The following is a 25,016-nucleotide window of genomic DNA, read 5'->3' as shown; positions in this document are numbered from 1 at the left end:
TAATAACTCTTTTACTATAACTATTTTGTAAAGATTTTGATTATATTTTTTTATCGAAAGGCACTATTCAAGCAATTTCCAGACAGAAATCGTTCGATCATCGCTACATGAAACAATTTGTTGCTCATAATCTGACCATAAAACCTTATTGACAGAAGTGCCATGCCCGGCATGTCTGGCTCGGTCAATTACCTTTAACAATTTCATTTTTTCAGCATCCCAAACCTTGATGGACTTGTCCATACTACAGGTAATAAATCGCTGACCGTCAGGACTAAACGATAAGTGGTTGATGGCAAAAGTATGAGCAACAATTTCTTCTTCCATAGCATAATCGCGCTCTACATTCCAGATTTTTAAACGCGCATCTCTGCTCCCTGACAATAGTAAAGTAAAATCGGGCGAATATTTAATGGTAAAGACTGAGTTATTATGAGCATCGACTACCTTTTTTAGTTCAAAGGTTTTTAAATCAAATATTTTGATTGTATTATCGCTATACCCTGCAGCTAATTCGCGCTCTACCGGATTGATTGCCAGGCATCTTACGCTTACACTTGCCGCTTTGATATGCTTGCGGAAGCTCAGCGATTCAATATCAATTACTGATATAACGCCGTCACCGCCTGCTACAAACGCCTGGTTATCATATATCTGAATATCAAAATATAAGGCAGGGGCTAGTTTCAGCGAGCGGAGTTCCTGCTTGGTTTGGAGATCAATTACATGAATGCCTTCCTGATTCTGAGCTATCCATAGGTGATTTTGCTGTGGTATATATGCCAGCGCATACACCGAGTTTTTTACTTTGGCTATCAATTCGCCTACATCAGGTTTCTGCAAATTCCATCGCACGACATAGCCGTCTCCTGCTGCTGAAAAAAAACGGTGATTTTCTCCTGACTTTTCTAAGGCATATACACAATCGCGATGCCCTGTAAATGTATCTATTTTATCAACTTGTATCATGGCTTTACATGATTTTTTCAGTCATGTAGCTAAATGTTTTCTAACAATACTTAATTTTGCTTGCAAAACTAATTCTTAAATATATCCATTAATCTTTTATCTCATGAATTTTTCGGCAGATACAGAAAAAAACGTTGTTTTTAAAGACGTAGAAAAAGTAATTACCGATTTAGGCTTCACTATCGCCAATCAAGATCAGAGCCGTCCATGGGGTGGTTTCTTTGTATTGGATGAATCGCAAGCGCCAAAATTTATAGAAACATATTTTCCTCACTTGAGTATTAACGATTTTGGTGTTGGGCAAAAATTGAGTCCAAAAATTCTGGTAGTTGCTCCTAACAAACGTCTTTCATGGCAATATCATTTCCGCAGAGCCGAAATATGGAAAGTGGTTGGTGGCATTGCAGGCGTAGTAACCAGTGAGACAGACGAAGAAAATGAAGTTCAAACTTTAAGTTTAGGAACTATCATTAACCTGAAACAAGGCGAAAGACACCGTTTGATTGGCCTTGACCAATGGGGTATAATTGCTGAAATATGGCAACACACCGATGCTGAAAACCCTTCAAACGAAGATGATATTGTACGTGTACAAGACGATTTCGGTCGTTAAAATGTATTACGATTGAACGGTCCGTCGTTACGGAAATCGTTATTATCTTACGATAAGGTTTGCTCATGGATATATCTCTAAGCAAACCTTATTTTGAAATTTATTCTACATATAATACCAAGCCTTTCAGATAGTGTCCTTCCGGGTGAAAAAGATTCACCGGATGGTCTGCACCTTGTGAGAGGTGATGCAAGACCCGAACCTGTCTGCCCACTTCTAACGCTGCAGACACGATGGTATTATAGAAAAGCTCTCTATCTACTACCTGCGAGCAGGAAAATGTAAAAAGAATCCCTCCTTTCGCTAAGCGTTTGATGCCTTCCATATTTAGTCTTTTATATCCTTGCACGGCCTGATGGCGTTTGGCGATGCTTTTGGCATAAGCCGGGGGATCAAGCACGATTAAGTCGTAAATCTGGTCGTTTTGTTTTAAAAAGCCCATTACATCTTCAGCATAGGCTTTATGATTATCTACCTCACCAAAATTGGTTGCTACATTCTGATTTACCAATTCAATCGCTTTTTTCGATACATCTACCGAATGTACCCATGTAGCACCCGCCTGTAAAGCATAAATCGAGAAGCCGCCTGAGTAGCAGAAAGCGTTTAATACTTTTTTGTTTTTGGCGTATTTAGCTAACAAGGCACGATTATCTCTTTGATCGAGAAAGAATCCCGTTTTTTGCCCCGTTTCCCAATCAATCAGGAATTTGTTACCATTTTCTAGTACCGGATGCGGTAAAAGATGATTGGTTGTACCTTCTGAATATAAATAAGTATTGCTTACCGTCTTAGAGAATTCATCTGGCAATGTTTCGGCACTTTTGTCATAAATGGCTACCAAAGTATTTTCGTAAACCCTTTTAAGTGCATTCACTATTTTCTCTTTCTCACGCCACATACCAATCGTATGTGCCTGAAAAACAATCACATTCTGATAATAATCTAAAATCAATCCCGGAAACCCGTCCCCTTCACCATGTGTTAAACGATAGCAAGTGGTATTATCTCCCAATTGAATAACCTGTCTTAATTCAAAGGCTGTTTTTAGTTTTTTGTACCAGAATTCTTCATCTACTGTGACCTGTTCATGTGAGAAGATTTTTACGGTAATACTTCCTTTATAAAAATGACCAGTGGCCAGATAATTCCCTTTCTTATCGCAGACCTCTACAATATCTCCGTCGTTGGGTTGACCTTCCGTTCTGGCAATTGCACCTGAAAACACCCACGGATGTAGCCGCTTAACTACCTGTTCTTTGCCTGCCTGTAAAAATACTTTTGCGTACATATCTCCTATTTTAATCTCAATCTTAATACAAAATAAGAAAATATAGTGCTGAAAGAAAACGTTTTTACGATTTTATATTTACATTTACTTTCCCATAAATTACAGTAGACTTTGTTTCTAACCCCTTAACATCATTTAAAGCACTATGAAACTAGACCGTCGTAATTTTTTACGCAATACAGGCCTATTGGCAGCTGCTCCTTTGCTAGCAAATCAGTTATGGTCATGTACCCCCTCATCAAAAACAGAAGAAAAAAGCACAGATTCAACCGCAACTTCATCAATGGTTGCAGAACCATCAGTAAAAGAATTTGGAATTCAACTTTGGACAGTTAAAGAAGACCTTGCGAAAGACCCTAAAGGTGTATTGAAAGCGCTGGCAAGCTATGGATACAAACAAATCGAAAGTTTCCAGGGTGATAAAGGTGTTTTCTGGGGCATGACTGCCAAAGAATTTAAGACATTAATGGATGATATTGGAAGTAATCTGATAAGCACTCACTGCAGTCAGGAATATACCATGAAGAAAGAAAAAGAGGGTGAGTTCAGAAAATTGGTAGATGATGCAGCTAGTATAGGCATGAAATATCTGATCAACCCATTTTTAGGCGATTTAACAAAAGAAGATGAATGGAAAAGAGCAGCAGAAGGCTTGAATCGTCAGGGAGAAATAGCAAACAAAGCTGGATTACGTATGGCTTATCACAATCATAACTTTGAATTCAAAAAATTTGCGAACGGTACGATGCCTGAAACTATCTTGTTAGATGGCACTGACCCTAAACTAGTAGATTTTGAAGCTGATTTATACTGGTTGGTTGCTGCAGGCGAAAATCCGGAAGATTGGTTGACTAAATACAAAAATCGTTTCCGCTTAGTACATGTAAAAGATATGTTGGGCGATGCGAAAGTGAAAGAAATTACAGAGAAAGAAAAAGTTAAAGACCCTCTTTTCTCATTCTCAACTACCTTGGGAACAGGTAAAATTGATTTCCCTAGAATATTGAATATGGCTAAGCAAAACGGAGTTGAGTATTTCATTGTTGAGCAGGAACGCTTCGATGGCACTACTCCGCTAAAAGCAGCAGAAGCAGATGCAGGATATATGAAGAATTTGGTTTTTGCATAAAATTATAGTTTGTTATAAAAGAAAACAGAGCAATGGAACTTGCTCTGTTTTCTTTTATATCTGGTAGTAATTAAAAACTACCTATCAGCTCTTTCATAATGAAAGTCATAGTAGGCTCTGCTTTGTGGGCAGCTTCAAGAATCCGGCTCAATTCTGCTTTTTGTAATAGTTCAGGAATACCCATATCTGTAATGACAGAAATACCAAATACCGGAATTTCCATTTGTCTGGCTACTATTACTTCAGGTACTGTACTCATTCCTACGGCGTCGGCACCTAACATCCGTAATATTCTATATTCTGCTTTGGTTTCAAGACTTGGGCCTGCTACACTTACGTAAACACCTCTATGAATGCCTTCCAAGCCATTTTGTGTGGCAATTAATAAGGCTTTTTCAACCATTTCAATCTCATAAGGCTCACTCATGTCAGGAAAACGGTCGCCCATGATGTTTTCTCCTATTAATGGATTTTCTGGTAAGAACAAAGAAATATGGTCTTCGATAATCATCAAATCACTCTCTTTGTAGGTTGGATTCAATCCTCCGGCAGCATTAGAGACGAAGAGTCTTTCAATGCCTAATAGCTTCATTACCCTTACCGGAAACGTAACCTGTTGCATTGAATATCCTTCATAATAGTGGAATCTTCCTTGCATACACACTACTTTTTTACCGTTGAGTGTACCGAAGAGTAATTTTCCTTTATGAAATTCAACGGTTGCTATCGGAAAATTTGGTATGTCATTATAATTGAGAGTAAAGGCAACGTCTATTTCATCGGTCAGCTTTCCTAAACCTGTTCCTAAAATGATACCGAATTGTGGACGAAAACCACTTATCTGCGATTGTATATAAGCGGTAGATTCTTCTAATAATTTAAGCATACAGCTGATTAAAAATTGTTTGGGTAAACAAGGTACGAAGAAGTTGTTTAGGATTCTTCTTTTCATTTAAAAATGTGTTGTTTTGGCTCGCTCAAAACACCCTCATTTTAGAAAACTAAAGAAAATCATAAACAAATCAAATAAAACTAAAAAAGCATGACTCCTGGAGCCATGCTTTTTTATCTACGAACGAGAATATATCTTACAACGCCAACGTTCCTTTGCGAGCTGCATCAACTAAAGTAGCTTCTAAGCCTTTTTTGTTGATAGTACGAAGGGCTGAAGTCGAAACTTTCAATGAAACCCATACACCTTCTGATTCTAAGAAAAATTTCTTAGTCTTAAGATTTGGGAAAAACTTACGCTTTGTTTTATTGTTAGCGTGCGATACATTGTTACCGACTTGCGTTCTTTTACCAGTGATTTGACAAACCTTTGCCATTGCCTTATTTAATATTTTCTATGAAAAAAAGATAATTCCTTAAACGGGAGTGCAAAATTCGTAATTTTTTCGGAAATAAAAAAGCATGATTCACTTTTTTTTGAATCCATAGGCACAATGCCTACAGCCGTTTTTACAACAATAGCCTCTTTTTTTGTGATACGCCTCAGTAAAAACCATGAATTCTCCCTCTATATAATAGTCTTCCTCTGTCAATGGAGATAAAAAAGGTGCAATATTTTTATTTTTTACCTTTGCCAATTTTGATATAATCTTTTGTTCTATTAACTTTTGTTTTCAATTAAACGTTTCCTGAAACCCATGAATTTGACAATCCGATTAGCGACTATTGATGATGTACCCGCTATTTTAAAAATCTATGCTGCCGCGCTGGATAATAATGTACTTTCGATACAAGACGCTCAAAAGATTTTTATTCAACAAAGTAAATATCCCGACTATCATGTTTTTTTGGCTGAAATGGATAATGAAGCAGTTGGGACTTTTGCATTGTTGGTAATGGAAAATATGGCGCATATGGGCACACCATCGGCAGTAGTTGAAGATGTGGGTGTTGTACCCGGCCTACAGGGGAAAGGAATCGGAAAGAAAATGATGGAATATGCACTGCAATATGCCAAAGAAAAAGGTTGCTACAAGATGAGTCTTTCAAGCAACCTTCGTCGTGACCAGGCACATCAGTTTTATGAATCCTTAGGCTTTAAAAAACATGGATTTAGTTTTCTGATGGAATTAGCCTAATGTAATTCTACGCTGATTAAAATATGGGCGTAATATCTTTCTGTCAAATACTACCAACATCACTATCAGGTTTAATAAAATAGCAATCTGGATAAAATAGCTGGTCATAAAACCATTAAAAAGTCCAACCACCTGAGTAGGCAGCTTAATAGTTGTTTCAGAGGATGGCTGATAAATTATTGCAATAACTATAGTTGCAATTAATACGCCTAGCATGGTTCCAAAGAAGCCATACATAAATTTTGTACTCCATGTTTTCTTTTTTACCAGAACAAAAACAGGCTTTTCAGCGGGAAGCGCTGCTAATATATTGTTAGTAAAATTTGCTGACGGTTGCTCAAGTGGCATACCTGCCAAATCTGTATGGATAGCTTCCAGCCCCTTAAAATATTGCTGATAGACCATGGAAGTGGCCAAAAGATGCATATGCTGATGAAGGGTTCCTGCATCAGCACAACCATCCAGAATATCGAATATTTGTTCGTCTGTTAACATGACTCTTTTGTTTTTTATCTTTCAACACCTTCCTATATTAAACTTCTTACTTCTTCTTTCCAGTGCTTTTTCATTTCCTCGGCCAACCGTTTTCTTGCCCTATGAATTTTTACTTTAACTGTATCGGCATTAATTTTAGTAATGGCAGCAATTTCTTCTAATGATTGCTCTTGCAGATAAAACAAAGTTATTAATAAAACATCATCTGCCTGCAATTGTTGCATGGCAAGTTTAATTGCCTGCTGTCGTTCATTTTTTCTGATATCCTCACTGGAATCACTTTGATTACTTACCACAGCCGCTTGTGAAGATTCAGTTATATCTTCGGTAAAGATATGATTTTTACGTTTCTGCATCAAAGCCCCGTTAAAAACTATCCGATAAAACCAGGTTGTAAATTTAGCTTCAAAATTAAATGTATTGATACTTTTAAAAACCTGTAAAAAAGCGTCTTGCGCCACTTCTTCGGCATCTTCTCTGTTATTCAAAATACGATAGGCTACTGTGAAAGCATAAGCCTTGTGGCGATTGATTAGGTCTTTATAAGCTAATCGATCGCCTGCCTGTATTCGTTTCAGAAGGGTAATATCTTTTTGTTCGTCGTTCACTGAATCATTTGATGCAGCTTCTGAATAAATGTTACAGGTTAATTAAAAAAATATTTTTTCAATCAGGTTGTAACCTCCTCTTAGATACCTGCATCCTATCGCCAAAATATTATTTCACCATTAAATTTTATAAATTATGCCTCCAGCAGTAGCTATAGTTGTTCCAGTAACTGCAATCATATGTATTGTGGGACTGTTAGCACTTTTAAGAAAATTTGAAAATGACGAACGAATGGCCATGATTGAAAAAGGCCTTACTCCACTACAAAAAGAAGGTATGAGGGTAAATCCCGCTTCTGCTTTGCGTTGGGGTTGCTTATTTATGGGTGTAGGCTTTGGTATCTTTATTGCTAATATCATTGAAAGCCTAAGAGACGATAACTCTGAGGCACTCTATCCGGCTTTGATTCTGTTCTTTGGCGGTTTGGGTCTGCTTATCTCTTATTATATTCAATTAAAGTTAGACGAAAAGAATAAATTGCGGTAATACCTTAACCTGATTATTTTTTCCATTTCGCTAAATTTCCTTTTGCGCCAATAGTCCAACAGTCATTTTTATAGCATGATATTGCGTGGAAAGCCTCGGTATCGATGGCTTTCCATGTTTTACCCATATCTACCGAAATTCCAGTTCCCGAAGTTCCCACTACCAATAAACTCTTATCACGTAATACCCAACTCGATTCTTTCAATCCATCTGGTTTCGCCTGTTCAGCTAAAGCCCATGTTTTACCTCCATCGTGCGTAATGGCTACATTGTCAGATACTTTTTTATCATCTTTATAATCTCCTCCGGTTGCAATGCCATCTTTATCTGTATAAAAATGCAAACCAAAAATGCCTGAGGTCTCCCCTTGTTTAAATGGAGTTTCGGCAACCTGCCAGGTCTCCCCTTTATCTTTGGTATAAAAAACCCTGCTTTGTGTGTTAATCCAGGCTAATTTTTTGCTTCGTGTATTTACACAAGTACCGCTAGATGCAAAAGACGCTTCTTTGGGTCTGATAGCTGGCAATTTTTCTTTAGGTATTCTCTGCCAGTTTTCTCCATCTAAAGTTCGCAGGATAAAAGGTTTATCATCAATCGGATCACCTATCAGAATTCCCTCGTTTTCATTCCAGAAGTCGAAAGAATCAAAGAAAGCGCCTTTCTCCATTGTCTGATAAATTATTCTCCATGATTTTCCACCATCTGAAGTTTTATAAATTCTGGCAGCTCCTGCTTCGGCATCGCCTGCACTCATGGCATAAGCTACTTCTGCACTTACCCCATGTACATCTCTGAAATCTAAAGCCTCTGCTCCTTCTAGCTTTAATACCTGCCATTGTTGGCCTGCGTCAATAGTCTTCAATATTGTTCCTTTGGTTCCTCCTGCCCATACTACCTTGCTATTCACAGCACTAATAGAGCGGAAAGAAGCATCTGTTCCGGAGTTTTGTTTAATCCATTGGGCTTTTACAGTTGTTATTGATAAAATTAATAGGAGAGAAAAGCGTTTTTTCTTAAAAATAAAAGGAATCATATTAATCATTCAGAATAGTGTCTATTTTTGTACGATGAACCAACGAATGTACATATTTCTTTCTACTATTTTCTTCTTTTCTATCAGCTTTTTTGCTTCTGCGCAAGAAGAGGTTAGCATAGAGTTCGGAAAAAAAAACTTGCTGATTGACGAAAATTTAGTGATAAGCGTCGTGATTACAGGCAGTGACAAATCTAATGTCAGCACTTTCCCTGAATTGCAAGGCTTTACGAAAGCTGACAGGAAAATTACTCACGCCAAAGGTCCTACTCATACCATTACACAGTTTTATACACCCACTAAAGATGGTAATTATAGAATTCCCCCTTTTGAATTAACTGTTAATGGTAAAGCCTACGAATCTGAATTGACTACGATTGTTGTCACAACACCTAAAGACGAAGATGAAGATGAGAGCAATGAAGCAATCAATCTGGAAAACATTAAGAAAAATGCCTTTCTGGCAATGAATATCGATAAAAGTACAGTATATGTTGGCGAAGGGTTCAGGGTAACGCTAGCATTTTATATTGCTGAGACGAATACGATGCAGATGAGTTTTCCGGATAATCTGAATGCACAGGTAGATGCTATTGCTAAAAAAATCAAGTCTGCCGATTGCTTGGAAGAGCGCATCAATATTACAAATATTACAGAAGAACATAAGACTATTAACGGTAAGAAGTTTCTCGCTTATAAGTTCTTCGAAGCCATTTATTTTCCGCTTAATAATCAGCCAGTAAAAATTCCTGAGGTAGAACTACGCATGGATCAGAGCAAGAAAAATGATGGAGAAAAAGAGTCTATTAGTTTTATTAATAAGCCTTTTGCAGTAAAAGTATTGAGTTTGCCCGATCATCCGTTAAAAGATAAGGTTGTGGCTGGTAATTTTATCTTACAGGAACAAATTGAAACCAGAAAGATTAATACAGGTAAGAGTTTTAATTATAGTTTCAAAATACTTGGACAAGGTAATTTTTCAACAATTAATGTATCTTCTCCTATTAATGATAGTTTCTTTGATTTTTATCCGCCAGAGATAAGAGAGGTACACAATCATGATCTGACAGTTCGTGAAAAAGAATTCAGATATCGGATCGTTCCTAAAGATTCAGGACAACAAGCTTTGGATAAATATTTTTCGTGGGTGTATTTTAATACCAAGAGCAAAACCTACGATACACTCAAATCAAAATTAAAAATAAAGGTTTTGGGCAAAGCTATTTCAGGTAAAGAATCAGATACCTCTGAAGATATATTTGCTGGAATTGATAAGCTGGATACTTCGGTCATTCAGACAAATTATCAGGAAGTTGTCAAGAATATCTCTAACCTCCTGATAGTTTGTATGGTAATGGGTTGTATTTATCTCTTTAGCTGGAAACGAAAAGTAAAATAAATTTACAATACAGGATGTTTTTTATGAAAATCAGTCGCATCCTGATAGGCTTTAGCTACTTGTAATAATTTAGCTTCCCCAAACAATTTTCCCATAAAAGTAATACTGGTTGGGCGCCTTTCTGGTCTGAATCCATTCGGTAATACTACACAAGGGTGACCTGTCAGATTGGTTAATGTCAGGTTTCTGCCAAATGAGGGAGATAGGTATACATCTATTCCTTTTAAACGACGTTCCATTTCCTGAATCAATAAAGTACGATGGCGGTTGGCCTGAATATATTCTACCGCAGGAATAAATCTGGCAGACCGGAAAGCATTCGGCCAGGCATTTTTATTCTGACGAACCATTAAATCATCTTTACCTGACCGCGTCAATTCATCAAAAGCGGCAGCTGCCTCTACTCCAAGCAAGAAACTAATATCATTTGAAGGCAAATTAGGTAATTCCATAGGAATCAGTTCTGCTCCAAGTTTTTGTAAAACTGTTAAGCTCAATGAATCTTGTGGTTTCGTTGGATATTTACGTTCAAAATCGCTTTTCAGGTAGGCTATTTTTATTCCTTTTAAACTCTTATTAGTACCATCATAATTAAATGGGGCTTGCATACAGGTAAAATCCTGTCCATCAACTCCCTGAATGGCATTAAATACAATGGCACAATCTTCTACTGTCCGACAGATAGGCCCTAGTTTATCCATACTCCAGCTTAAGGTCATAGCTCCAGTACGAGGAACTCTGCCATAAGTTGGACGTAAGCCAGTCGTACCACATTCGGTAGAAGGAGAAACGATTGAACCAAGTGTTTCGCTGCCAATAGCAAAAGGCAATAATCCAGCTGAGACTGATGAGGCAGACCCTGCCGATGAACCGCTTGAACCACGATTCAAGTCCCAGGGATTCAGGGTTTTGCCGCCAAACCAGACATCACCCATTGCTAATTCGCCTAAAGTCAATTTAGCGCATAGGATAGCGCCTGCCTTTTCCAGTCTCTGAACTACTATGGCATCCTGATCAATTACCTGATCTTTATAAGGTACTGACCCCCAGGTTGTTTTATATCCTTTTACTGCTAATAAGTCTTTTGCTCCATAAGGAATACCATGTAATAATCCTTTATACTTTCCTGCCTTTATTTCATTATCAGCTTGAGTTGCCTGTTTCATAGCCAAATCTTCCGTGATAGTAATGGCATAATGCAATTTGCCGTCATATTTTTTCAGTCTTTCAATGAAAAACTTTGTAAGCTCAACAGATGAAATCTTTTTTGTTCGAATCAGTTCAGCCAATTCTCTGACTGAATAATAAGCTAAATCATCATGATTGGCTGGTAGATTGATTACGCCAATCTGAGACGCTTTAAAGGGCAAATATATTTTTTCAAACTCAAAACCAATCGGTAGTGGGTTGAAGTATAGGGCTGGGGCAATGCTATTGTCCAGAGGGATTTTTCTGATGCTTTCAAAATCTTTGCGATTATCGTTCAAATCGTTAATCATTGAATCGGCTTCGGCATCGGTAAAATCCAATCCTAAGATTTTCTCAGCCTGATTGATTACCTCAACCGTAATCGGAGGATTGTCGACCACTTTTGTAATAAATGCTCCTAAGCCTAATGAAGCCATACAGGCTATTGGCAGTATAAGTTTTTTCATGATTGAAAAGGTAGTATTGTTGAGTAAGTTTTGCGCTAACAAGATAGGGAATATTTGAGAAAGTTTTATAATACGATTAAGTGTCGTATATATAGGGTTCAAAATTTTGAACCCCTACGTCTCCTTTAAATACAAAAGCCAATTCTCAGCAGTAGAATTGGCTTTCATACATTCAATGTTTATAATAGAATTAAACTTATTGCTTCATCCCCTTGATCACATCTTTATAGCTTACCAACTGAATACCTTTCTGCTCTATGGCTTCCTTTACTTTATCGCTGGTAAAGATATTGGTTACGTCTTGGCGACCTTTGGCTACATCTTCATACCCGATATGATAAATGGCTCTTAGTTCATCATTATCAAGTCCCGGATGTTCTACGTAAACATAGGTTTTACCTTCTTCGAGTTTATCCAACATATTAATAAAGGCTTGTATACGTTCATTCGTCGTTTTGTTTCTGAAATCGAATCCAGTGTAATTAATCCCTGAATCTGTATCAATCATTGCCAGATTGTATTCTTTGGCTACTCTTTTGGTCATTTCTTTTACTTCAGGTGTAAAGGCAGTGCTGCCCATATGTCCTGAAATATGGCTCAATCGTGGAATATATTTCAGTGCCATTTCAATTTGTGCTCTTAGTTCTTTTTCTAAATCCACAATTTTCCATGTATTATCCATCACTGCCTGTTGAGGATAATTGTTATTATGGAAAAGCATTGGGTAGAAATAGCCATCTTTGTTTCTCAGACTTGGGGCATCTGTTAATGGGCGCCATTTAATATTATCCCATTCGGCGGTTATGGCAAAATGCAGACCTACATCAACTGTTTTGTTTTGTTCTAGTAATTTTACAGCCTCTGGAAACCATGGCGATGGCACAATTACCTCGATAGAAGTTTCGATACCTTCTTTATAGCATTTTATCAGGGCATCATTCCCTGAATGAGAAAAACCCATATCGTCACCTCTGACAATTAATTTAGGAGGATTAGCTAGGTTTTTTCTCAACACTCCGTTTTTGGTCGATTTGCTGAAAATATTTGCAAACTCTATAGCCACTTTATCTCCCTCAAAGGCAAATTTGATGGTTTCTGTATGAGGGCTTTCGATATATCGGAGTGTTAGTTCTAAGTTATTGTCATCTTTCCATGTATAACTTCCTGCTACTTTGAAAGGTGGCAAATTGCTACGGTTTGATTTTGCTCTGGCAACCAGATATGGGCCAAATTTAGTGGTTTCACTATACTCCCATTTGCCTGAACCAAAAGGTATGCGATGGGTTGTTGAATCAGTTTTCAGGCTTAGATAACAAACATTATTCTTAAAATCAAGACTCACACTTTCAAGTCCGCGTTCTTTAGAAATTACCCCAAAAGTTTTGCCTGAAATCTTGGCTTCTAAAGCAGAATTTTTATTTTTTTGAGGAATTTGTAAGGCTAATTGACCTATTCTTTCTTTCAAACTAGCTAATGCTTTCTGGTTAGCTGGTAGTTTTTTAGGTTTAAAAGCAGGAAGAATATATTTCCAAACCAAGTTAATTTCTGATTGCATATCTGGTGCTTCGGCTGTTAATAAGACAACCGCATCCTGATCTGGCATTACGATAATGAATTGTCCGTTGGCACCATCGCCTCTGTAGGCATTGTTGCGGCAACGCCACATCTGGTAGCAATAACCTTGTAGCCAATCACTTGAATCTTTTTTTGCTTGCGAGGCGCTAGGGTCTTGCATGATTTTCATGGTTGAGGCTTCTTCAACCCATAAAGCAGGTAAAATCTGTTTACCTTTCCACATGCCTTTTTGAAGAAATAGCTGACCGAATTTTGCCATGTCTTCAGTTTTTACTCTTAGTCCCCAACCACCTGTATTTATGCCTTGAGGGCTAACTTCCCAGTCGATACCTTCAATGCCTAGTGGGTCAAATAATCTTGGTTTCAGGTAATCAACTATTTTCTCTCCTGTTACTTTCGTTACAATGGCAGAAAGCATATAAGTTGCCACTGAGTTGTATAAGAATTTTGTACCAGGAGCATTCACAATCGGTGTACTGAGAAAGGTTTTTACCCAGTTATCGCTCATCGCTACCGGCCCTGTTGGGTCAGGGACTTGTCCGGCACTCATGCTTAATAAATCTTTTACTTTCAATTCTGCCAGATTAGGGCTAACTGTTGCAGGTAAATCTTCAGGGAAGAAAGAAATTACTTTATCATTGACTGTCAGTTTTTTCTCAGCTACGGCAAAACCAACAGCTGTAGCAGTAAAGCTTTTGCTGCAAGAGTACATGGTATGTTTTAAATCGGCACGATAAGGATTCCACCAACCCTCAGACACTACCTTTCCATGACGCACAATCATAAAACTATGGAACTCGTGTTTGCTTTTGGAGGCGGCTTCTAAAAATTGATTAATGCCTTCACTTGACACTCCTTCGGCTTCTGGGGTGCTTCTAGGCAGTGAGGTATTTTTCTGAGCAAATGCATAAATATTAAGAAGAAGTAGAAAGAGTATTTTTTTCATGAATATCGGTTGAATAAGTTAATAAGCGTATAGGTTGAAAAACTTTTGAAGTTATAGAATATCTGATAAAATTCATAATTTCTTCTAAAAAGACAATAATGGGGCTTTAATAATAAAAAACCGACCAATAGTTATATTATTAGTCGGTTTGATTGAACTTCTGTTTCCATTAAATATTACTTTCTGATTTTGAGCAACAAATCAGTAATTGATTGCGGTTGAGACAGGAATGGAGAGTGACTTGTATTTACCTGATAAACCGTTTTGATACCCGCTGCTGCAATCATTCGGTCTTGCAACAATGGGCTTACTACTACATCTTGTAAGGTTTTGATATATACTTTTTCTACTGCTCCAAAGTTTGCATCGGTTAAGACTGCCTTATTGGCTAAAGGTATAGCTGGTTCGGCTCTGTAATTCGCAATCACTTTCTCTTTGATAGCCTGTGTGCCATCGTTAATGAAGAGATAAGTAAGGCTATCGCTTTTTACATCAATGGTCAACTGGTCGGCTGATGGTACTAGCTGTGGACCTAGTTCTGAATTTGGGTCTGAAAAAGCCAGGTCAACTAAAGCTTGTCCGTTGGTTGGAAGAAAAGCTCCGATATATACTAGTTTGCTGATTTTTGTCGGTATTTTTTCAGCTACGGCCGATATTACCATGCCACCCATGCTATGCCCAACTAATATTACTTTTTCGTTTACTTTTGAAATGGTCTCAACCACTTTATCTCTATAAACATCTAAGCTTAGTAAATGTGGTGCGGTTTTGTCGGCTCCATGGCCGGGTAATTCTACTACTATTACTTTGTTACCTTGTTTAATCAGGTCGGTTTTTACAACGTCCCAAACATAGGGTGCCTGCCATGCGCCGTGTACCAGCACGTAGGTTTGTGGGTTGATTGGTGTGGCATCATCTTTAGTACATGATGCGAAAGCGAAAAGAGAGGAAACTCCTGATACGAACATTAAAATTAACTTTTTCATTGTATTATTATTTATTTGTTGATGCCTACTTTGTATAGCGGTGTTCGGCTATTCCGATTTTTTGATTTATTTAATTTGTTGATTTTTGCTTTTATTTTAATTGCATACCTAGCTGTTCGACCTCCTTGAGCCATTTGCTTCTCAGAGTTTCAGTAGATTTTCTGACAAAGCCAAAAGTTGAAAATCTGATGGGGTCAAAGCCGACGTAGCCGAAAATGATGTCTTTCAATATCTGGTATTGTGATGCGCGGTAGACGAGGTAGAACCACCATTTGGGGGTATCCATCGTTACCATTACCCGCATACTTTTTCCTGCCAGCAGTTTTTCTGGAAAGTTTTTGCCCGAATGATTTTTGAAAGCGAAGCCTGGAAGCAATACTCTATCAAAAAAGCCTTTGGTAATGGCAGGCATAAAGCCCCACCAGTTTGGATAAGCTAGCACTACGTGATCAGCCCATTTGATTAATTGTTGTGAAGCAAGCAAATCTTCTTCAAGTTGCATTGTATCACCTCTTTTATATCCATCTGCAAGATTTACATCAAATTTTAGTTGAGATATATAAAGTGTCTTGCAGGTTGCACCTGTGCTTTCTACGCCTTTTTGATAGGCATCAAGCAATGCTTTGCATAAAGAATTTTCTGAAGGATGTCCGAGTATGAGTAAGATGTTCATTGCCGTATCTGTTATTTTGATACTGCAAAGTTGGGCTATAAAAGGAAGGCGTACCTGACACAAATGTGTCAATCTATTTACCTGCCAATCTTTGTCTGATGCGGGTAAGCGATTGTCTTTCTATGCCCAGAAAGCTACAAAGATGTGAAAGAGATACTCTGTTGAATAGAGTTGGGTGGTATTTGATAAAATCGAGGTAGCGTTCTTCTGCTGTTTCAAAGATGAAACTTTCGATGCGAGCTTGTTGTCTTTTTAAAATTTCTTCGGCAATTAATCGTCCGTATCTATCAAAACCAGGGAGATTCTGGTAGACCCATTGCATATTTTCATAAGAAAGGCATATCATTGTAGTGGGTTCAAGACATTGAATAGAATATCTGACTGGTTTTTGTGAAATAAATGCCGGATAATGTGTTGCATAATCACCCTCAGCATAGAAGCCGACGGTTATTTCATTTCCTTCCGGATTCACAAAAAAAGACCGGACTAGCCCATTGGCAATAAATGCGATTTCTTTTTGAATTTTACCTGATTGGAGAAAAAAATCTTTTTTGTTTAATTCTTTCACCTTCAATTTTGAGGCAAACTGAGAAAGTTCATCATCTGCTATATTAGGGCAAAATGTCTTGACTGATTTAAGATAGGTATCTGTTTGCAAGGGGTTAATTGATTTTGGATAAAGGAAATTTAGGAATATTAATTGAATGCATCGGTATAAATTTCCGGGTTAATCTTATTTGAGATTATTATGAAGTATTCTATTGAGTTCTTTTGCCTTAGTAATTGTCATAAAATGTCCTCCACCTTTTATGACAAAATTAGGATTAACAAATTTCAATGGCAGAACACGGTCTTTATCTCCATGTATATGAATGGTATTTGAATAAATCGTTTGATTCTTCCACATTAAGATTTTGTCAATAGCCCATTTAAAAAAATCACTATCTAAATCATGAAGAATTTCGGCAAATAGTTTTCTGTGTTCTTTTGCTTTTATTCCAAAAAACCAATCGCTTATAAAGGTATGTTGTTTCAGCAATTTAACAGGTAATATCCTGTGTAGTTTTAAATAGCCTGCCCAGCGATAATAATAGGGAACTTCCAGGAAAGTTTTAGCAGAGGCAAGCAGAATTATCTTTTCTGCTTTTAAAAACTTTGTTATTTCCATTGCCATCATTCCACCGAAAGAGAGTCCAATTAAAATGGGATTTTCAGTTGAGGTTTGAGTAGTTAATCTTTTAGCATAATCTTCCATTCTTTCATTTGTTTCTGGCTTTATCCATTTAATGAAAGTTACCTCAAAATCTGTAAAATCCAGATATTTGAATACTCTTTCATCAACGCCTAAACCACTAAAAATGTAGATATGCTTCATGATTTTCTAAAAACAAAAATGGAGAGAACTATAATCCTCTCCATTCTTCATATTTACTTATGTATTATTTACTTTCGTCTTAGGTCTGATAATTAACCTCAATGATTGATCGTAGGTTATATAACTCCAAAGCCAGTTGATAAATACCATTACTTTGTTTTTGATACCTAAGATTGACATCAGGTGGACGAACATCCAGACATACCAGGCAAAAGCTCCCTGAAATTTCCAGAAAGGCAAATCTACTACAGCCAGGTTTCTACCGACTGTTGCCATTGAGCCTAAATCATTGTATTCAAACCCTATTGGAGCCTCACCTTTCATTATTTTGATGATATTCTTGGCCAGTAATTTTCCTTGCTGAATAGCTGGTTGTGCTACCTGAGGGTGTCCGTTCGGGAATTTTTCATCTCCACTCATTAGCGCAATATCCCCTACTGCAAAAACATTCGTAAAACCCTCTACCTGATTGAATTGATTTACTTTCATACGGGCACCTCTAGCATAAATCTCAGGAACGAAACCTTCAACGGTATTTCCTTTAATTCCTGCTGCCCATACAATATTGTTGGTGCGTATCTTTTCGTTGGTGTTGGTATATGCATACTTTCCATCAAAGTCCGTAATTCTTACGCCCGTTCTCACTATTACGCCTAAACGGTCAAGGTATTCTCTACCTTTTACAGAGGCTTCCTCAGACATTACTTCCAATACCTCTGGTGAAGATTCAAAAAGGTAGATTTTCATCATATTGAAGTCCATATCTGGGTAGTCTTTAGGCAAAATTATTTTTTTCATTTCAGCCAAAGTACCCGAAACCTCAACGCCGGTTGGCCCCCCTCCTACTACTACCATATTCATCAGGCCTTCACGTTCATCCGCGTCATCTGCGGTAATCGCATCTTCAAAGTTTTGTAGTACTCTATTACGTAAATAAATGGCCTCCGAAACAGATTTCATCGGGATAGCATTATCTATCATGTTTTTCATGCCGAAGAAGTTTGTTCCTGCTCCCATTGCCAATACCAGATAGTCATATTTTATCTCACCCAAATCGGTGTCTATGGTATTCTTTTCTGGGTTTACTTTATTCAGATTAGTGATACGGATGTGAACATTTTTCTTTCGCTGAAATATTTTACGTAGTGGAAAAGAAATCGAACTGGGTTCGAGACCCGCCATGGCCACCTGATAAAAAAGCGGCTGAAACTGGTGGTAATTATTTTTATCAATCAATACAATCTGGACATCTCGTTTGGCAAGTTTCTGTGCAAGTGCCAACCCTCCAAAACCCGCACCAACAATGACGATGCGCTTTTGGGAAGTATCAGGAATATTAGGTTCCATAGTATTTGTAGCCGAAGCAATTTTTGGATTTTTCTAATAATAGAACGCCAAAGTAAATACTTTTGTTCGACTTTTTTAAGATTTATTCAAGATATTTCCATAAATAAATAACCCGTTTGAAGAAGGCTTCAAACGGGTTATATTTTGCTTAGAATAACATTTCATTTGGTGGTTTTATACCCTTCATGCGGATATAAATTGTGGATTGTCCACGGTGGTGGGTCTGGTGTTCAAAAGCTTTGGCAAAAACCAGTTCTTTGTTCATTTCATTATTACCCATTTTCACCACTTCTTTCATTTGTGCTTCATTCATACCTTTTAAAGCATTAATCACAAAATCATAGCTGTCTAATACTGTTTTAGTAGTAGTTGCTTTCGACTTATCCGCAGATTTTTCAAGCGCCCCTCTTTCAACCGGACTTTTGATACCACTTGCCAGAGAAGCAAAGTTATAATTGGCATTAGCTAAGTGCATCATCTGATCGGCAAACGAACGAATATCTGCGTTTGGTTTGAAATCATAGCCATCGTCAGGCATTGTTTCTAAATACAATTTGGTGTAGGCTTTGGCACGCTCCCACTCTTTTATCATTTGCTCTTTATCAAGTGCGCTGGCACTTTTAAAGCTAAAGACAAAGAGTGTCAGTAGGGTTAATAGTAAAGATGTTTTTTTCATTGTAATAGATGTTTAAAGGTTATAAGAAACTGAAAGTAAATGTAATAAAAAAGAGACTTACTGCTAATAGTAAGTCTCTTTTTAACAATTTATTTAAAATTAGTTTGCTACGAATTCACCACTGGCTCTTAATTCAACTTCTTCGCTCACTACTGCTGCAGGCATAGCACCTACACCAAAAGCTGTACGGTTGATAGTACCAGATGCTTTGAAACCAACCAATTTTTTACCTTGACGATTTGTGCTTGTACCAACTAATGTAAGGTCAACAGTAACAGGTTTGGTTACTCCTTTGATTGTTAAATCACCAGTCAATTGGAATTTTTTAGGACCTACAGATTTAATCGCAGTACTTTTATAAGTGATAGTCGGATATTTTTCTGTATCAAACATATCAGCTCTGTTCAAGTGTGCATCTCTGTTTTCCTGATTGGTGTTTACACTTTTTGCATCGATAGTAAATTCAAAAACTGCATCAGAGAAATCTTCTTTAGATGAAGTAAGTTTGGCATCAAAACTTTTAAAGGTACCATCTACTTCTGATAACATTAAGTGCGTTACAGTAAAGTTTACTTTCGCGTGAGCTTTGTCAACTGACCAAGTTTGAGCAAATGCGCTAACTGACGCCAATAGGCTAAGTACCAAAACAACTGTTTTTTTCATTAGAATGAATAATTTTAATTAATAATAGTGAATTGATTAAGAGACAAATGTAGATACATATAATTTATCTACAAGTATTTTTCTGGGTTTAACAAAATATTAACTTATTTCAGTTCAACAAAGATTATAAAACGGGGCAGAATACCTCAATATGAGTCGACATATTCCTCAAATCACTCGGCATTCTTTAACATTAAGCAGATTTTATTTTTCAGTCAGAATAACTATTAATCCAGCCCAAATGTTTAGCCTTATTTCCCCACTCAACATTCATAGTTTTTATGGAAACAATTTAAAACGTTTGCACGACGATTTGAAACGTTTGCAAAAATAAATATTTTTATATTTAGTCTTTATATAATACTATTGCACCTGTTATTTGTCTTCCCGACAATTATTCTCTGTTTAAAGTTTGTCTGCACAAGCAAGATAAGCTAATTTTGCCTCAACTTGTATAGACAAGTTACAAACGAAAATAACCTAAAGCCTGCTTTTTTGGCTGTACCACTTTATATGAACAACCAGAATCTTTTAGTTAAACCACAACAAAACCCTGTTTATCAAAACTTTACTGCCGATGAAGTTGGTTGGAAATATCTGAATTTTGGCGCGAGATTGATGCAAAACGGTGAAACATGGGAGCATGACACTACAGCACATGAGATGGCCATCGTAATTTTAGGAGGAAATTTTAAAGTAGATTCAGATAAAGGCAGTTGGGAAACAACCAACGGACGCAAAGATGTTTTCAGTGGCATTGCTCATACGCTTTATTTACCCCGCCATACTAAATTCACACTTACCGCCACCAGCGAAACCCTTGATATTGCTTATTCATGGGTAGAAACAGATCAGGATTTTCAGCCGTATCTGAAACAGCCACAAGCATGTGCCATAGAATTAAGAGGAGGTGATAATGCCAATCGTCAGATAAATAGTCTGATTCAGCCGGGCTTTCCTTGTCATAAAATTGTTTGTGTGGAGGTTTACACGCCATCAGGCAACTGGAGTTCTTTTCCGGCACATAAACATGATGAAAGAAAAGTAGATGCCGAGGGCAAACTGGTTGAAGCTGAATTAGAAGAAATCTATTTTTATAAATTCCAGTCTCCGCAAGCATACGCTATTCAACAGGTGTATACCTATGATAGAAGTTTGGACGAAATCATTCGCGCTCATAACAATGAGGCCGTTTTGGTTCCTAAGGGCTATCATCCTGTTGCGGCTTGTCACGGATACCACGCCTATTATCTCAACTTTTTAGCCGGAAGTGATCAAGTTTTAACCGCTACTAACGACCCCGACCATGAATGGATTTATGGTACGTGGAAAACACAAGACGCCAGATTACCATTGGTAACGGCGGATATGAACGTATAAAAATCGAGTATGCAAGAAAATACAAAAAAATACGATATTCTGACAATGGGGCGCTCCTCTATTGACTTATATTCTAATGATATAGGCTCGCCTTTTGTCGATATTACCTCATTTGGGGCATTTGTGGGCGGCTCGCCTTTAAATATTGCCGTTGGCTGCAAGCGTTTAGGTTTGAATACCGCGTTTTTGACCGCCGTAGGCAATGACCAGGTTGGGAAGTTCATCCTTAACTTTCTAGATAAAGAAGGTATTAATACGGCTGCTATTCCAACTATTAATACTGCACGGAGTTCAGCAGTTATATTAGGTATTGAGCCCCCTGACAGATTTCCGTTAGTTTATTATCGTGATAATTGCGCCGATATTCAGATAAATCTTGATCATATCCGACAAGCTGATATTTCACAATATCGGTCGGTTATGTTTTCAGGTACTGCGTTTAGTAAAGACCCTAGCCGCACAGCCATGTTTTATGCCATTGAAGAAGCTAAAAAGCATGGAGCTGTAACGGCGCTTGACATCGACTTCCGTGCTGACCAATGGTTCGACCCACTGGCTTTTGGTGTAACCATCAGAGCCGCGCTTCCTTACATGGATTTTGTCTTAGGCACCGAAGAAGAAATTCTGGCGGCCTTTATGACAGACCCCAAACAATTAGAAATTAAGCATCAACAAATCTCTGCTCCTGAAATCAGAGGAAATATTGATAGTGCGATTCAGGAGATTTTGCGGAAAGGCGTGAAAACCCTGATTGTGAAACGAGGAGCAGAGGGTGCTTCCATTTTCAGACAAGGAGAGGAAGAAGTAAAAGTACCGGGCTTTCCGGTAGAGGTAGTTAACGTATTAGGTGCAGGCGATTCATTTGCGGCAGGTTTTATGTATGGCTACCTGCAAGGCTGGGATTTATACAAAGCTGTAAGAATGGCAAATGCTACGGGTGCTATTATGGTAACCAAACATGGTTGTGCCAATTTTATGGCAACGCTTGAAGAAGCGATGGCTTTTGCCAATAGCAAAGGAGGATTATAATTATTATTCAGAAAAATTCTATTAAAAATACATGGTAAAGTTAAATAACTATATAGACGGACATTGGGTAAGTAGCTATTCAGAAGCGATAGTAGAGGTAAAAAATCCTGCTAATCAGGAGGTAATAGCGAAAGTGCCACAAGGTTCGGTACAGGATGTACAAAAAGCTGCTGAAGCTGCTGCCAAAGCATTTCCTGAATGGAGAAATATTCCGGCTCACCGCAGAGTACAGTACTTGTTTAAGCTCAAAACTCTGTTAGAAGATAATATTGATGATATTTCAAGAACGATTGTATTAGAAAGTGGTAAAACTTTTGGTGAAGCAAAAGCCGAAATGCAACGTGCCATTGAAAACGTTGAAAATGCTTGTGGTATTCCAACAATGATGCAGGGTACTTTCTCGGAAGATATTGCCAGAGGAGTAGATGAATTTATGATTCGCCAGCCTGTGGGGGTATGTGCCTGTATTGCACCTTTCAACTTTCCGGGTATGATTCCTTTCTGGTTTTTGCCTTATGCCATTGCTTGTGGGAATACCTATATCATTAAACCATCGGAGAAAGTACCATTAACCATGACCAAGGTTGTGGAATTGATGGAAAAACTTGATTTACCAAACGGTGTGGTTAATCTGGTGCATGGTACTAAAGAAGTGGTTGATGGTATTCTGCAACATCCGGCTATTCGTGCCATCAGTTTTGTTGGTTCAAGTAATGTAGCTCGCTATGTGTATTCACAAGGAGCCCTGTATGGCAAAAGAGTTCAGGCACAAGGTGGCGCTAAAAATCCGGTATTGGTATTGCCTGATGCTGATATTGATATGACTACCCAGATTATTACTGATAGTGTATATGGTTGTGCCGGACAACGTTGTTTGGCAGCTTCAACTATCATTACTGTGGGAGATCATAAGCAAATTACTGAAAGCCTGGTAGAAGCAGCGAAAGGCCGTACAACGGGTTTTGGTTTAGATGAAACCAGTTTGATGGGACCTGTCATAACGGCTGAAAGCAAAAACAGAGTCGAACAATTGATTCAGCAGGGAGTAAAAGAAGGCGGAAGACTATTGGTTGATGGCAGTAATGCAAAAGTATCAGGTTATGAAAACGGTAACTTTATCCTGCCTACTATTATAGAAGATGTGCCTTTGAGTAGTCAAGTAGCACATACCGAAATTTTCGGGCCGGTTATGTCATTGATGCATCTGAATGATGTAGATGAAGCTATCGAATTTATCAATAGTGGAAAATATGGTAATGCGGCCTGCATCTTTACCAGCAGTGGCGCCAGTGCCAGAAAATTCAGACATGATGCGGATGCCGGAAATATTGGTATTAATATTGGAGTGGCCGCACCAATGGCGCAATTCCCATTCTCTGGCTGGAAAGATAGTTTCTTTGGAGATTTGCACGGTCAAGGTATGCACTCGGTTGAGTTTTTTACGCAAACCAAAGTGGTGATTGAACGCTGGTTGAAAGAATGGACACGTAAATTCTAAATAATCCACCAATAGAGTTAAGCTATTCGAACTATAATTTACCTATATAAATATTAATGAAAAATACTTTAAAAATCGGCATCGTCGGATTAGGTCGTATCGGACAAATCCACCTTTCCAATATAGCCACTAGAATAAAAAATGCCGAAGTAGTTGCTGCCGCAGACATCTCAGAAAACCTTCTGGATTTTGCCAGAAGACATGGGGTAGAAAATGTGTCTACCAGCCCTGAGTCTGTACTATCTCATCCGGATGTTGATGCAGTAGTAATTTGTACTCCTACTCCAACCCACGTGCCGTATACGATTCTTGCTGCACAGCATGGCAAACATATTTTCTGTGAAAAACCACTTGATTTGAGCATTGACCAGATTCTGGCAGCTAAAGAAGCGGTGGAATTAGCTAATGTACAATTGATGCTAGGCTTTAACCGTCGGTTTGATGCCAACTTTTTGAAAGTAAAAGAGATGGTTCATGGTGGATTGGTTGGTGAACCGCATATTCTGAAAATTACGAGCCGTGACCCAAATCCACCACAAATAGAATATGTAAAATCATCAGGTGGATTGTTTATGGATATGGCCATTCATGATTTTGATATGGCTCGTTATGTGATGAATAGCGAAGTGGTAGAAGTTTATGCCAAAGGCAAAGTATTAGTTGACTCACGTATTGGCGATGAAGGAGATATTGATACAGCTATCACAACTCTAACGTTTGCGAATGGAGCTATCGGAGTAATTGATAATAGCCGTAAAGCCGTTTATGGATACGACCAACGTATTGAGGTTTTTGGTTCAGGTGGTATGACACAAACCAAGAATAATACCCCAGATACACATGAATATTATAATGAAAATGGAGGACATTTGTCTTTACCGCTGAACTTCTTTTTAGAAAGATATGCAGAGTCTTATGTCAATGAAATAAACATTTTTGTTTCAAGTGTGCTGAAAGGTGAAAAAGTACCTGTTGATGCACATGATGGATTAATGGCTACTGCCATTGCTATTGCTGCAAAACAATCTTGTCAGGAAGAAAAACCCGTTAAAGTAGATGAAATACTGAATGCCTTGATGGCACAATAGTCTGAGAGTTC

General features: G+C 37.9%; 26 protein-coding genes. 9 read left to right on the top strand and 17 right to left on the bottom strand.

Going from position 1 to position 25,016, the window contains the following annotated elements:
* Nucleotides 1-63: 63 nt before the first annotated feature.
* Nucleotides 64-969: a WD40 repeat domain-containing protein gene (locus ACYVFA_RS25260; protein ID WP_460474641.1), complete on the bottom strand. Its 906-nt coding sequence runs from the start codon at nucleotides 967-969 to the stop codon at nucleotides 64-66.
* A 103-nt stretch (nucleotides 970-1,072) separates the two neighbouring features.
* Here ACYVFA_RS25260 and ACYVFA_RS25255 point away from each other — a divergent pair, with 103 nt between their 5' ends.
* Complete coding sequence (locus ACYVFA_RS25255) at nucleotides 1,073-1,582, top strand: cupin domain-containing protein (RefSeq protein WP_460474640.1); 510 nt, start codon at nucleotides 1,073-1,075, stop codon at nucleotides 1,580-1,582.
* Between the two features lie 100 nt (nucleotides 1,583-1,682).
* Here the strand turns inward: ACYVFA_RS25255 and ACYVFA_RS25250 are convergent, their stop codons facing one another.
* The gene (locus ACYVFA_RS25250; protein WP_460474639.1) at nucleotides 1,683-2,873 is read right to left on the bottom strand and encodes a class I SAM-dependent rRNA methyltransferase; all 1,191 of its coding nucleotides are present in this window, start codon (nucleotides 2,871-2,873) and stop codon (nucleotides 1,683-1,685) included.
* Nucleotides 2,874-3,018: 145 nt separating this feature from the next.
* On the opposite strand from ACYVFA_RS25250, the gene ACYVFA_RS25245 reads away from it, so the two are divergent.
* The gene (locus tag ACYVFA_RS25245) at nucleotides 3,019-4,002 is read left to right on the top strand and encodes a sugar phosphate isomerase/epimerase family protein (protein WP_460474638.1); all 984 of its coding nucleotides are present in this window, start codon (nucleotides 3,019-3,021) and stop codon (nucleotides 4,000-4,002) included.
* A 70-nt stretch (nucleotides 4,003-4,072) separates the two neighbouring features.
* On the opposite strand, the gene ACYVFA_RS25240 is transcribed toward ACYVFA_RS25245, so the two are convergent.
* The 3 genes from ACYVFA_RS25240 to ACYVFA_RS25230 form a co-directional block, all read right to left on the bottom strand.
* The gene (locus ACYVFA_RS25240; protein WP_460474637.1) at nucleotides 4,073-4,888 is read right to left on the bottom strand and encodes a purine-nucleoside phosphorylase; all 816 of its coding nucleotides are present in this window, start codon (nucleotides 4,886-4,888) and stop codon (nucleotides 4,073-4,075) included.
* 202 nt (nucleotides 4,889-5,090) lie between these two features.
* Nucleotides 5,091-5,330, bottom strand: coding sequence for a 50S ribosomal protein L28 (rpmB, locus tag ACYVFA_RS25235; RefSeq protein ID WP_116985525.1), 240 nt, complete (start codon nucleotides 5,328-5,330; stop codon nucleotides 5,091-5,093).
* A gap of 90 nt (nucleotides 5,331-5,420) precedes the next feature.
* On the bottom strand, nucleotides 5,421-5,546 hold the full coding sequence (locus ACYVFA_RS25230; RefSeq protein ID WP_460474689.1) for a DUF5522 domain-containing protein: 126 nt from the start codon (nucleotides 5,544-5,546) through the stop codon (nucleotides 5,421-5,423).
* A gap of 105 nt (nucleotides 5,547-5,651) precedes the next feature.
* On the opposite strand from ACYVFA_RS25230, the gene ACYVFA_RS25225 reads away from it, so the two are divergent.
* Nucleotides 5,652-6,092 carry a GNAT family N-acetyltransferase gene (locus ACYVFA_RS25225; protein ID WP_460474636.1) on the top strand — a complete coding sequence of 147 codons (441 nt, stop codon included), beginning with the start codon at nucleotides 5,652-5,654 and terminating at the stop codon, nucleotides 6,090-6,092.
* On the opposite strand, the gene ACYVFA_RS25220 is transcribed toward ACYVFA_RS25225, so the two are convergent.
* Nucleotides 6,084-6,587: a hypothetical protein gene (locus ACYVFA_RS25220; protein ID WP_460474635.1), complete on the bottom strand. Its 504-nt coding sequence runs from the start codon at nucleotides 6,585-6,587 to the stop codon at nucleotides 6,084-6,086. The genes ACYVFA_RS25225 and ACYVFA_RS25220 overlap by 9 nt on opposite strands.
* Before the next feature lie 32 nt (nucleotides 6,588-6,619).
* Complete coding sequence (locus ACYVFA_RS25215; RefSeq protein WP_460474634.1) at nucleotides 6,620-7,195, bottom strand: RNA polymerase sigma factor; 576 nt, start codon at nucleotides 7,193-7,195, stop codon at nucleotides 6,620-6,622.
* Nucleotides 7,196-7,331: 136 nt separating this feature from the next.
* Here ACYVFA_RS25215 and ACYVFA_RS25210 point away from each other — a divergent pair, with 136 nt between their 5' ends.
* Nucleotides 7,332-7,682 carry a DUF6249 domain-containing protein gene (locus tag ACYVFA_RS25210; RefSeq protein ID WP_460474633.1) on the top strand — a complete coding sequence of 117 codons (351 nt, stop codon included), beginning with the start codon at nucleotides 7,332-7,334 and terminating at the stop codon, nucleotides 7,680-7,682.
* A 13-nt stretch (nucleotides 7,683-7,695) separates the two neighbouring features.
* On the opposite strand, the gene ACYVFA_RS25205 is transcribed toward ACYVFA_RS25210, so the two are convergent.
* Nucleotides 7,696-8,724 (bottom strand): WD40/YVTN/BNR-like repeat-containing protein, encoded by a 1,029-nt coding sequence (locus ACYVFA_RS25205; RefSeq protein ID WP_460474632.1) that lies wholly within the window; start codon nucleotides 8,722-8,724, stop codon nucleotides 7,696-7,698.
* A 37-nt stretch (nucleotides 8,725-8,761) separates the two neighbouring features.
* Here ACYVFA_RS25205 and ACYVFA_RS25200 point away from each other — a divergent pair, with 37 nt between their 5' ends.
* A complete protein-coding gene (locus ACYVFA_RS25200; RefSeq protein ID WP_460474631.1) occupies nucleotides 8,762-10,114 on the top strand; it encodes a BatD family protein in 1,353 nt (450 codons plus the stop codon).
* A gap of 2 nt (nucleotides 10,115-10,116) precedes the next feature.
* On the opposite strand, the gene ACYVFA_RS25195 is transcribed toward ACYVFA_RS25200, so the two are convergent.
* The 9 genes from ACYVFA_RS25195 to ACYVFA_RS25155 form a co-directional block, all read right to left on the bottom strand.
* Complete coding sequence (locus tag ACYVFA_RS25195; protein WP_460474630.1) at nucleotides 10,117-11,769, bottom strand: amidase; 1,653 nt, start codon at nucleotides 11,767-11,769, stop codon at nucleotides 10,117-10,119.
* A gap of 196 nt (nucleotides 11,770-11,965) precedes the next feature.
* Nucleotides 11,966-14,290 carry a ChbG/HpnK family deacetylase gene (locus tag ACYVFA_RS25190; protein WP_460474629.1) on the bottom strand — a complete coding sequence of 775 codons (2,325 nt, stop codon included), beginning with the start codon at nucleotides 14,288-14,290 and terminating at the stop codon, nucleotides 11,966-11,968.
* A gap of 176 nt (nucleotides 14,291-14,466) precedes the next feature.
* On the bottom strand, nucleotides 14,467-15,276 hold the full coding sequence (locus tag ACYVFA_RS25185) for an alpha/beta fold hydrolase (RefSeq protein WP_460474628.1): 810 nt from the start codon (nucleotides 15,274-15,276) through the stop codon (nucleotides 14,467-14,469).
* A 91-nt stretch (nucleotides 15,277-15,367) separates the two neighbouring features.
* Entirely contained in the window at nucleotides 15,368-15,949 is a 582-nt protein-coding gene (locus tag ACYVFA_RS25180; protein ID WP_460474627.1) for an NAD(P)H-dependent oxidoreductase, read from the bottom strand.
* A 73-nt stretch (nucleotides 15,950-16,022) separates the two neighbouring features.
* Nucleotides 16,023-16,607: a Crp/Fnr family transcriptional regulator gene (locus ACYVFA_RS25175; protein WP_460474626.1), complete on the bottom strand. Its 585-nt coding sequence runs from the start codon at nucleotides 16,605-16,607 to the stop codon at nucleotides 16,023-16,025.
* A 75-nt stretch (nucleotides 16,608-16,682) separates the two neighbouring features.
* Nucleotides 16,683-17,324: an alpha/beta fold hydrolase gene (locus ACYVFA_RS25170; protein ID WP_460474625.1), complete on the bottom strand. Its 642-nt coding sequence runs from the start codon at nucleotides 17,322-17,324 to the stop codon at nucleotides 16,683-16,685.
* Between the two features lie 57 nt (nucleotides 17,325-17,381).
* Nucleotides 17,382-18,671, bottom strand: coding sequence for an NAD(P)/FAD-dependent oxidoreductase (locus tag ACYVFA_RS25165; RefSeq protein WP_460474624.1), 1,290 nt, complete (start codon nucleotides 18,669-18,671; stop codon nucleotides 17,382-17,384).
* 148 nt (nucleotides 18,672-18,819) lie between these two features.
* Nucleotides 18,820-19,347 carry a DinB family protein gene (locus tag ACYVFA_RS25160; protein WP_460474623.1) on the bottom strand — a complete coding sequence of 176 codons (528 nt, stop codon included), beginning with the start codon at nucleotides 19,345-19,347 and terminating at the stop codon, nucleotides 18,820-18,822.
* Between the two features lie 99 nt (nucleotides 19,348-19,446).
* The gene (locus ACYVFA_RS25155; RefSeq protein ID WP_460474622.1) at nucleotides 19,447-20,010 is read right to left on the bottom strand and encodes a YceI family protein; all 564 of its coding nucleotides are present in this window, start codon (nucleotides 20,008-20,010) and stop codon (nucleotides 19,447-19,449) included.
* 495 nt (nucleotides 20,011-20,505) lie between these two features.
* On the opposite strand from ACYVFA_RS25155, the gene iolB reads away from it, so the two are divergent.
* The 4 genes from iolB to iolG are packed head-to-tail and all read left to right on the top strand — an operon-like array spanning nucleotide 20,506 to nucleotide 25,005.
* Nucleotides 20,506-21,390, top strand: a complete 885-nt coding sequence (gene iolB, locus ACYVFA_RS25150) for a 5-deoxy-glucuronate isomerase (RefSeq protein WP_460474621.1) — start codon at nucleotides 20,506-20,508, stop codon at nucleotides 21,388-21,390.
* Nucleotides 21,391-21,399: 9 nt separating this feature from the next.
* Entirely contained in the window at nucleotides 21,400-22,419 is a 1,020-nt protein-coding gene (gene iolC / locus ACYVFA_RS25145; RefSeq protein WP_460474620.1) for a 5-dehydro-2-deoxygluconokinase, read from the top strand.
* Nucleotides 22,420-22,450: 31 nt separating this feature from the next.
* On the top strand, nucleotides 22,451-23,917 hold the full coding sequence (locus ACYVFA_RS25140; protein WP_460474619.1) for a CoA-acylating methylmalonate-semialdehyde dehydrogenase: 1,467 nt from the start codon (nucleotides 22,451-22,453) through the stop codon (nucleotides 23,915-23,917).
* A gap of 56 nt (nucleotides 23,918-23,973) precedes the next feature.
* Nucleotides 23,974-25,005, top strand: coding sequence for an inositol 2-dehydrogenase (iolG, locus tag ACYVFA_RS25135; protein WP_460474618.1), 1,032 nt, complete (start codon nucleotides 23,974-23,976; stop codon nucleotides 25,003-25,005).
* Nucleotides 25,006-25,016 lie beyond the last annotated feature (11 nt).

This window comes from Emticicia fontis, from assembly GCF_054779675.1.
This window is presented reverse-complemented; position numbering and strand designations above follow the sequence as displayed.

What these genes read in the sequence shown, in the direction of transcription:
- ACYVFA_RS25260 (WP_460474641.1), bottom strand. Translation starts at nt 969, where the DNA reads ATGATACAAGTTGATAAAATAGATACATTTACAGGGCATCGCGATTGT.
- ACYVFA_RS25255 (WP_460474640.1), top strand. Translation starts at nt 1,073, where the DNA reads ATGAATTTTTCGGCAGATACAGAAAAAAACGTTGTTTTTAAAGACGTA.
- ACYVFA_RS25250 (WP_460474639.1), bottom strand. Translation starts at nt 2,873, where the DNA reads ATGTACGCAAAAGTATTTTTACAGGCAGGCAAAGAACAGGTAGTTAAG.
- ACYVFA_RS25245 (WP_460474638.1), top strand. Translation starts at nt 3,019, where the DNA reads ATGAAACTAGACCGTCGTAATTTTTTACGCAATACAGGCCTATTGGCA.
- ACYVFA_RS25240 (WP_460474637.1), bottom strand. Translation starts at nt 4,888, where the DNA reads ATGCTTAAATTATTAGAAGAATCTACCGCTTATATACAATCGCAGATA.
- rpmB (WP_116985525.1), bottom strand. Translation starts at nt 5,330, where the DNA reads ATGGCAAAGGTTTGTCAAATCACTGGTAAAAGAACGCAAGTCGGTAAC.
- ACYVFA_RS25225 (WP_460474636.1), top strand. Translation starts at nt 5,652, where the DNA reads ATGAATTTGACAATCCGATTAGCGACTATTGATGATGTACCCGCTATT.
- ACYVFA_RS25220 (WP_460474635.1), bottom strand. Translation starts at nt 6,587, where the DNA reads ATGTTAACAGACGAACAAATATTCGATATTCTGGATGGTTGTGCTGAT.
- ACYVFA_RS25210 (WP_460474633.1), top strand. Translation starts at nt 7,332, where the DNA reads ATGCCTCCAGCAGTAGCTATAGTTGTTCCAGTAACTGCAATCATATGT.
- ACYVFA_RS25205 (WP_460474632.1), bottom strand. Translation starts at nt 8,724, where the DNA reads ATGATTAATATGATTCCTTTTATTTTTAAGAAAAAACGCTTTTCTCTC.
- ACYVFA_RS25200 (WP_460474631.1), top strand. Translation starts at nt 8,762, where the DNA reads ATGTACATATTTCTTTCTACTATTTTCTTCTTTTCTATCAGCTTTTTT.
- ACYVFA_RS25195 (WP_460474630.1), bottom strand. Translation starts at nt 11,769, where the DNA reads ATGAAAAAACTTATACTGCCAATAGCCTGTATGGCTTCATTAGGCTTA.
- ACYVFA_RS25190 (WP_460474629.1), bottom strand. Translation starts at nt 14,290, where the DNA reads ATGAAAAAAATACTCTTTCTACTTCTTCTTAATATTTATGCATTTGCT.
- ACYVFA_RS25185 (WP_460474628.1), bottom strand. Translation starts at nt 15,276, where the DNA reads ATGAAAAAGTTAATTTTAATGTTCGTATCAGGAGTTTCCTCTCTTTTC.
- ACYVFA_RS25180 (WP_460474627.1), bottom strand. Translation starts at nt 15,949, where the DNA reads ATGAACATCTTACTCATACTCGGACATCCTTCAGAAAATTCTTTATGC.
- ACYVFA_RS25170 (WP_460474625.1), bottom strand. Translation starts at nt 17,324, where the DNA reads ATGAAGCATATCTACATTTTTAGTGGTTTAGGCGTTGATGAAAGAGTA.
- ACYVFA_RS25165 (WP_460474624.1), bottom strand. Translation starts at nt 18,671, where the DNA reads ATGGAACCTAATATTCCTGATACTTCCCAAAAGCGCATCGTCATTGTT.
- ACYVFA_RS25160 (WP_460474623.1), bottom strand. Translation starts at nt 19,347, where the DNA reads ATGAAAAAAACATCTTTACTATTAACCCTACTGACACTCTTTGTCTTT.
- ACYVFA_RS25155 (WP_460474622.1), bottom strand. Translation starts at nt 20,010, where the DNA reads ATGAAAAAAACAGTTGTTTTGGTACTTAGCCTATTGGCGTCAGTTAGC.
- iolC (WP_460474620.1), top strand. Translation starts at nt 21,400, where the DNA reads ATGCAAGAAAATACAAAAAAATACGATATTCTGACAATGGGGCGCTCC.
- ACYVFA_RS25140 (WP_460474619.1), top strand. Translation starts at nt 22,451, where the DNA reads ATGGTAAAGTTAAATAACTATATAGACGGACATTGGGTAAGTAGCTAT.
- iolG (WP_460474618.1), top strand. Translation starts at nt 23,974, where the DNA reads ATGAAAAATACTTTAAAAATCGGCATCGTCGGATTAGGTCGTATCGGA.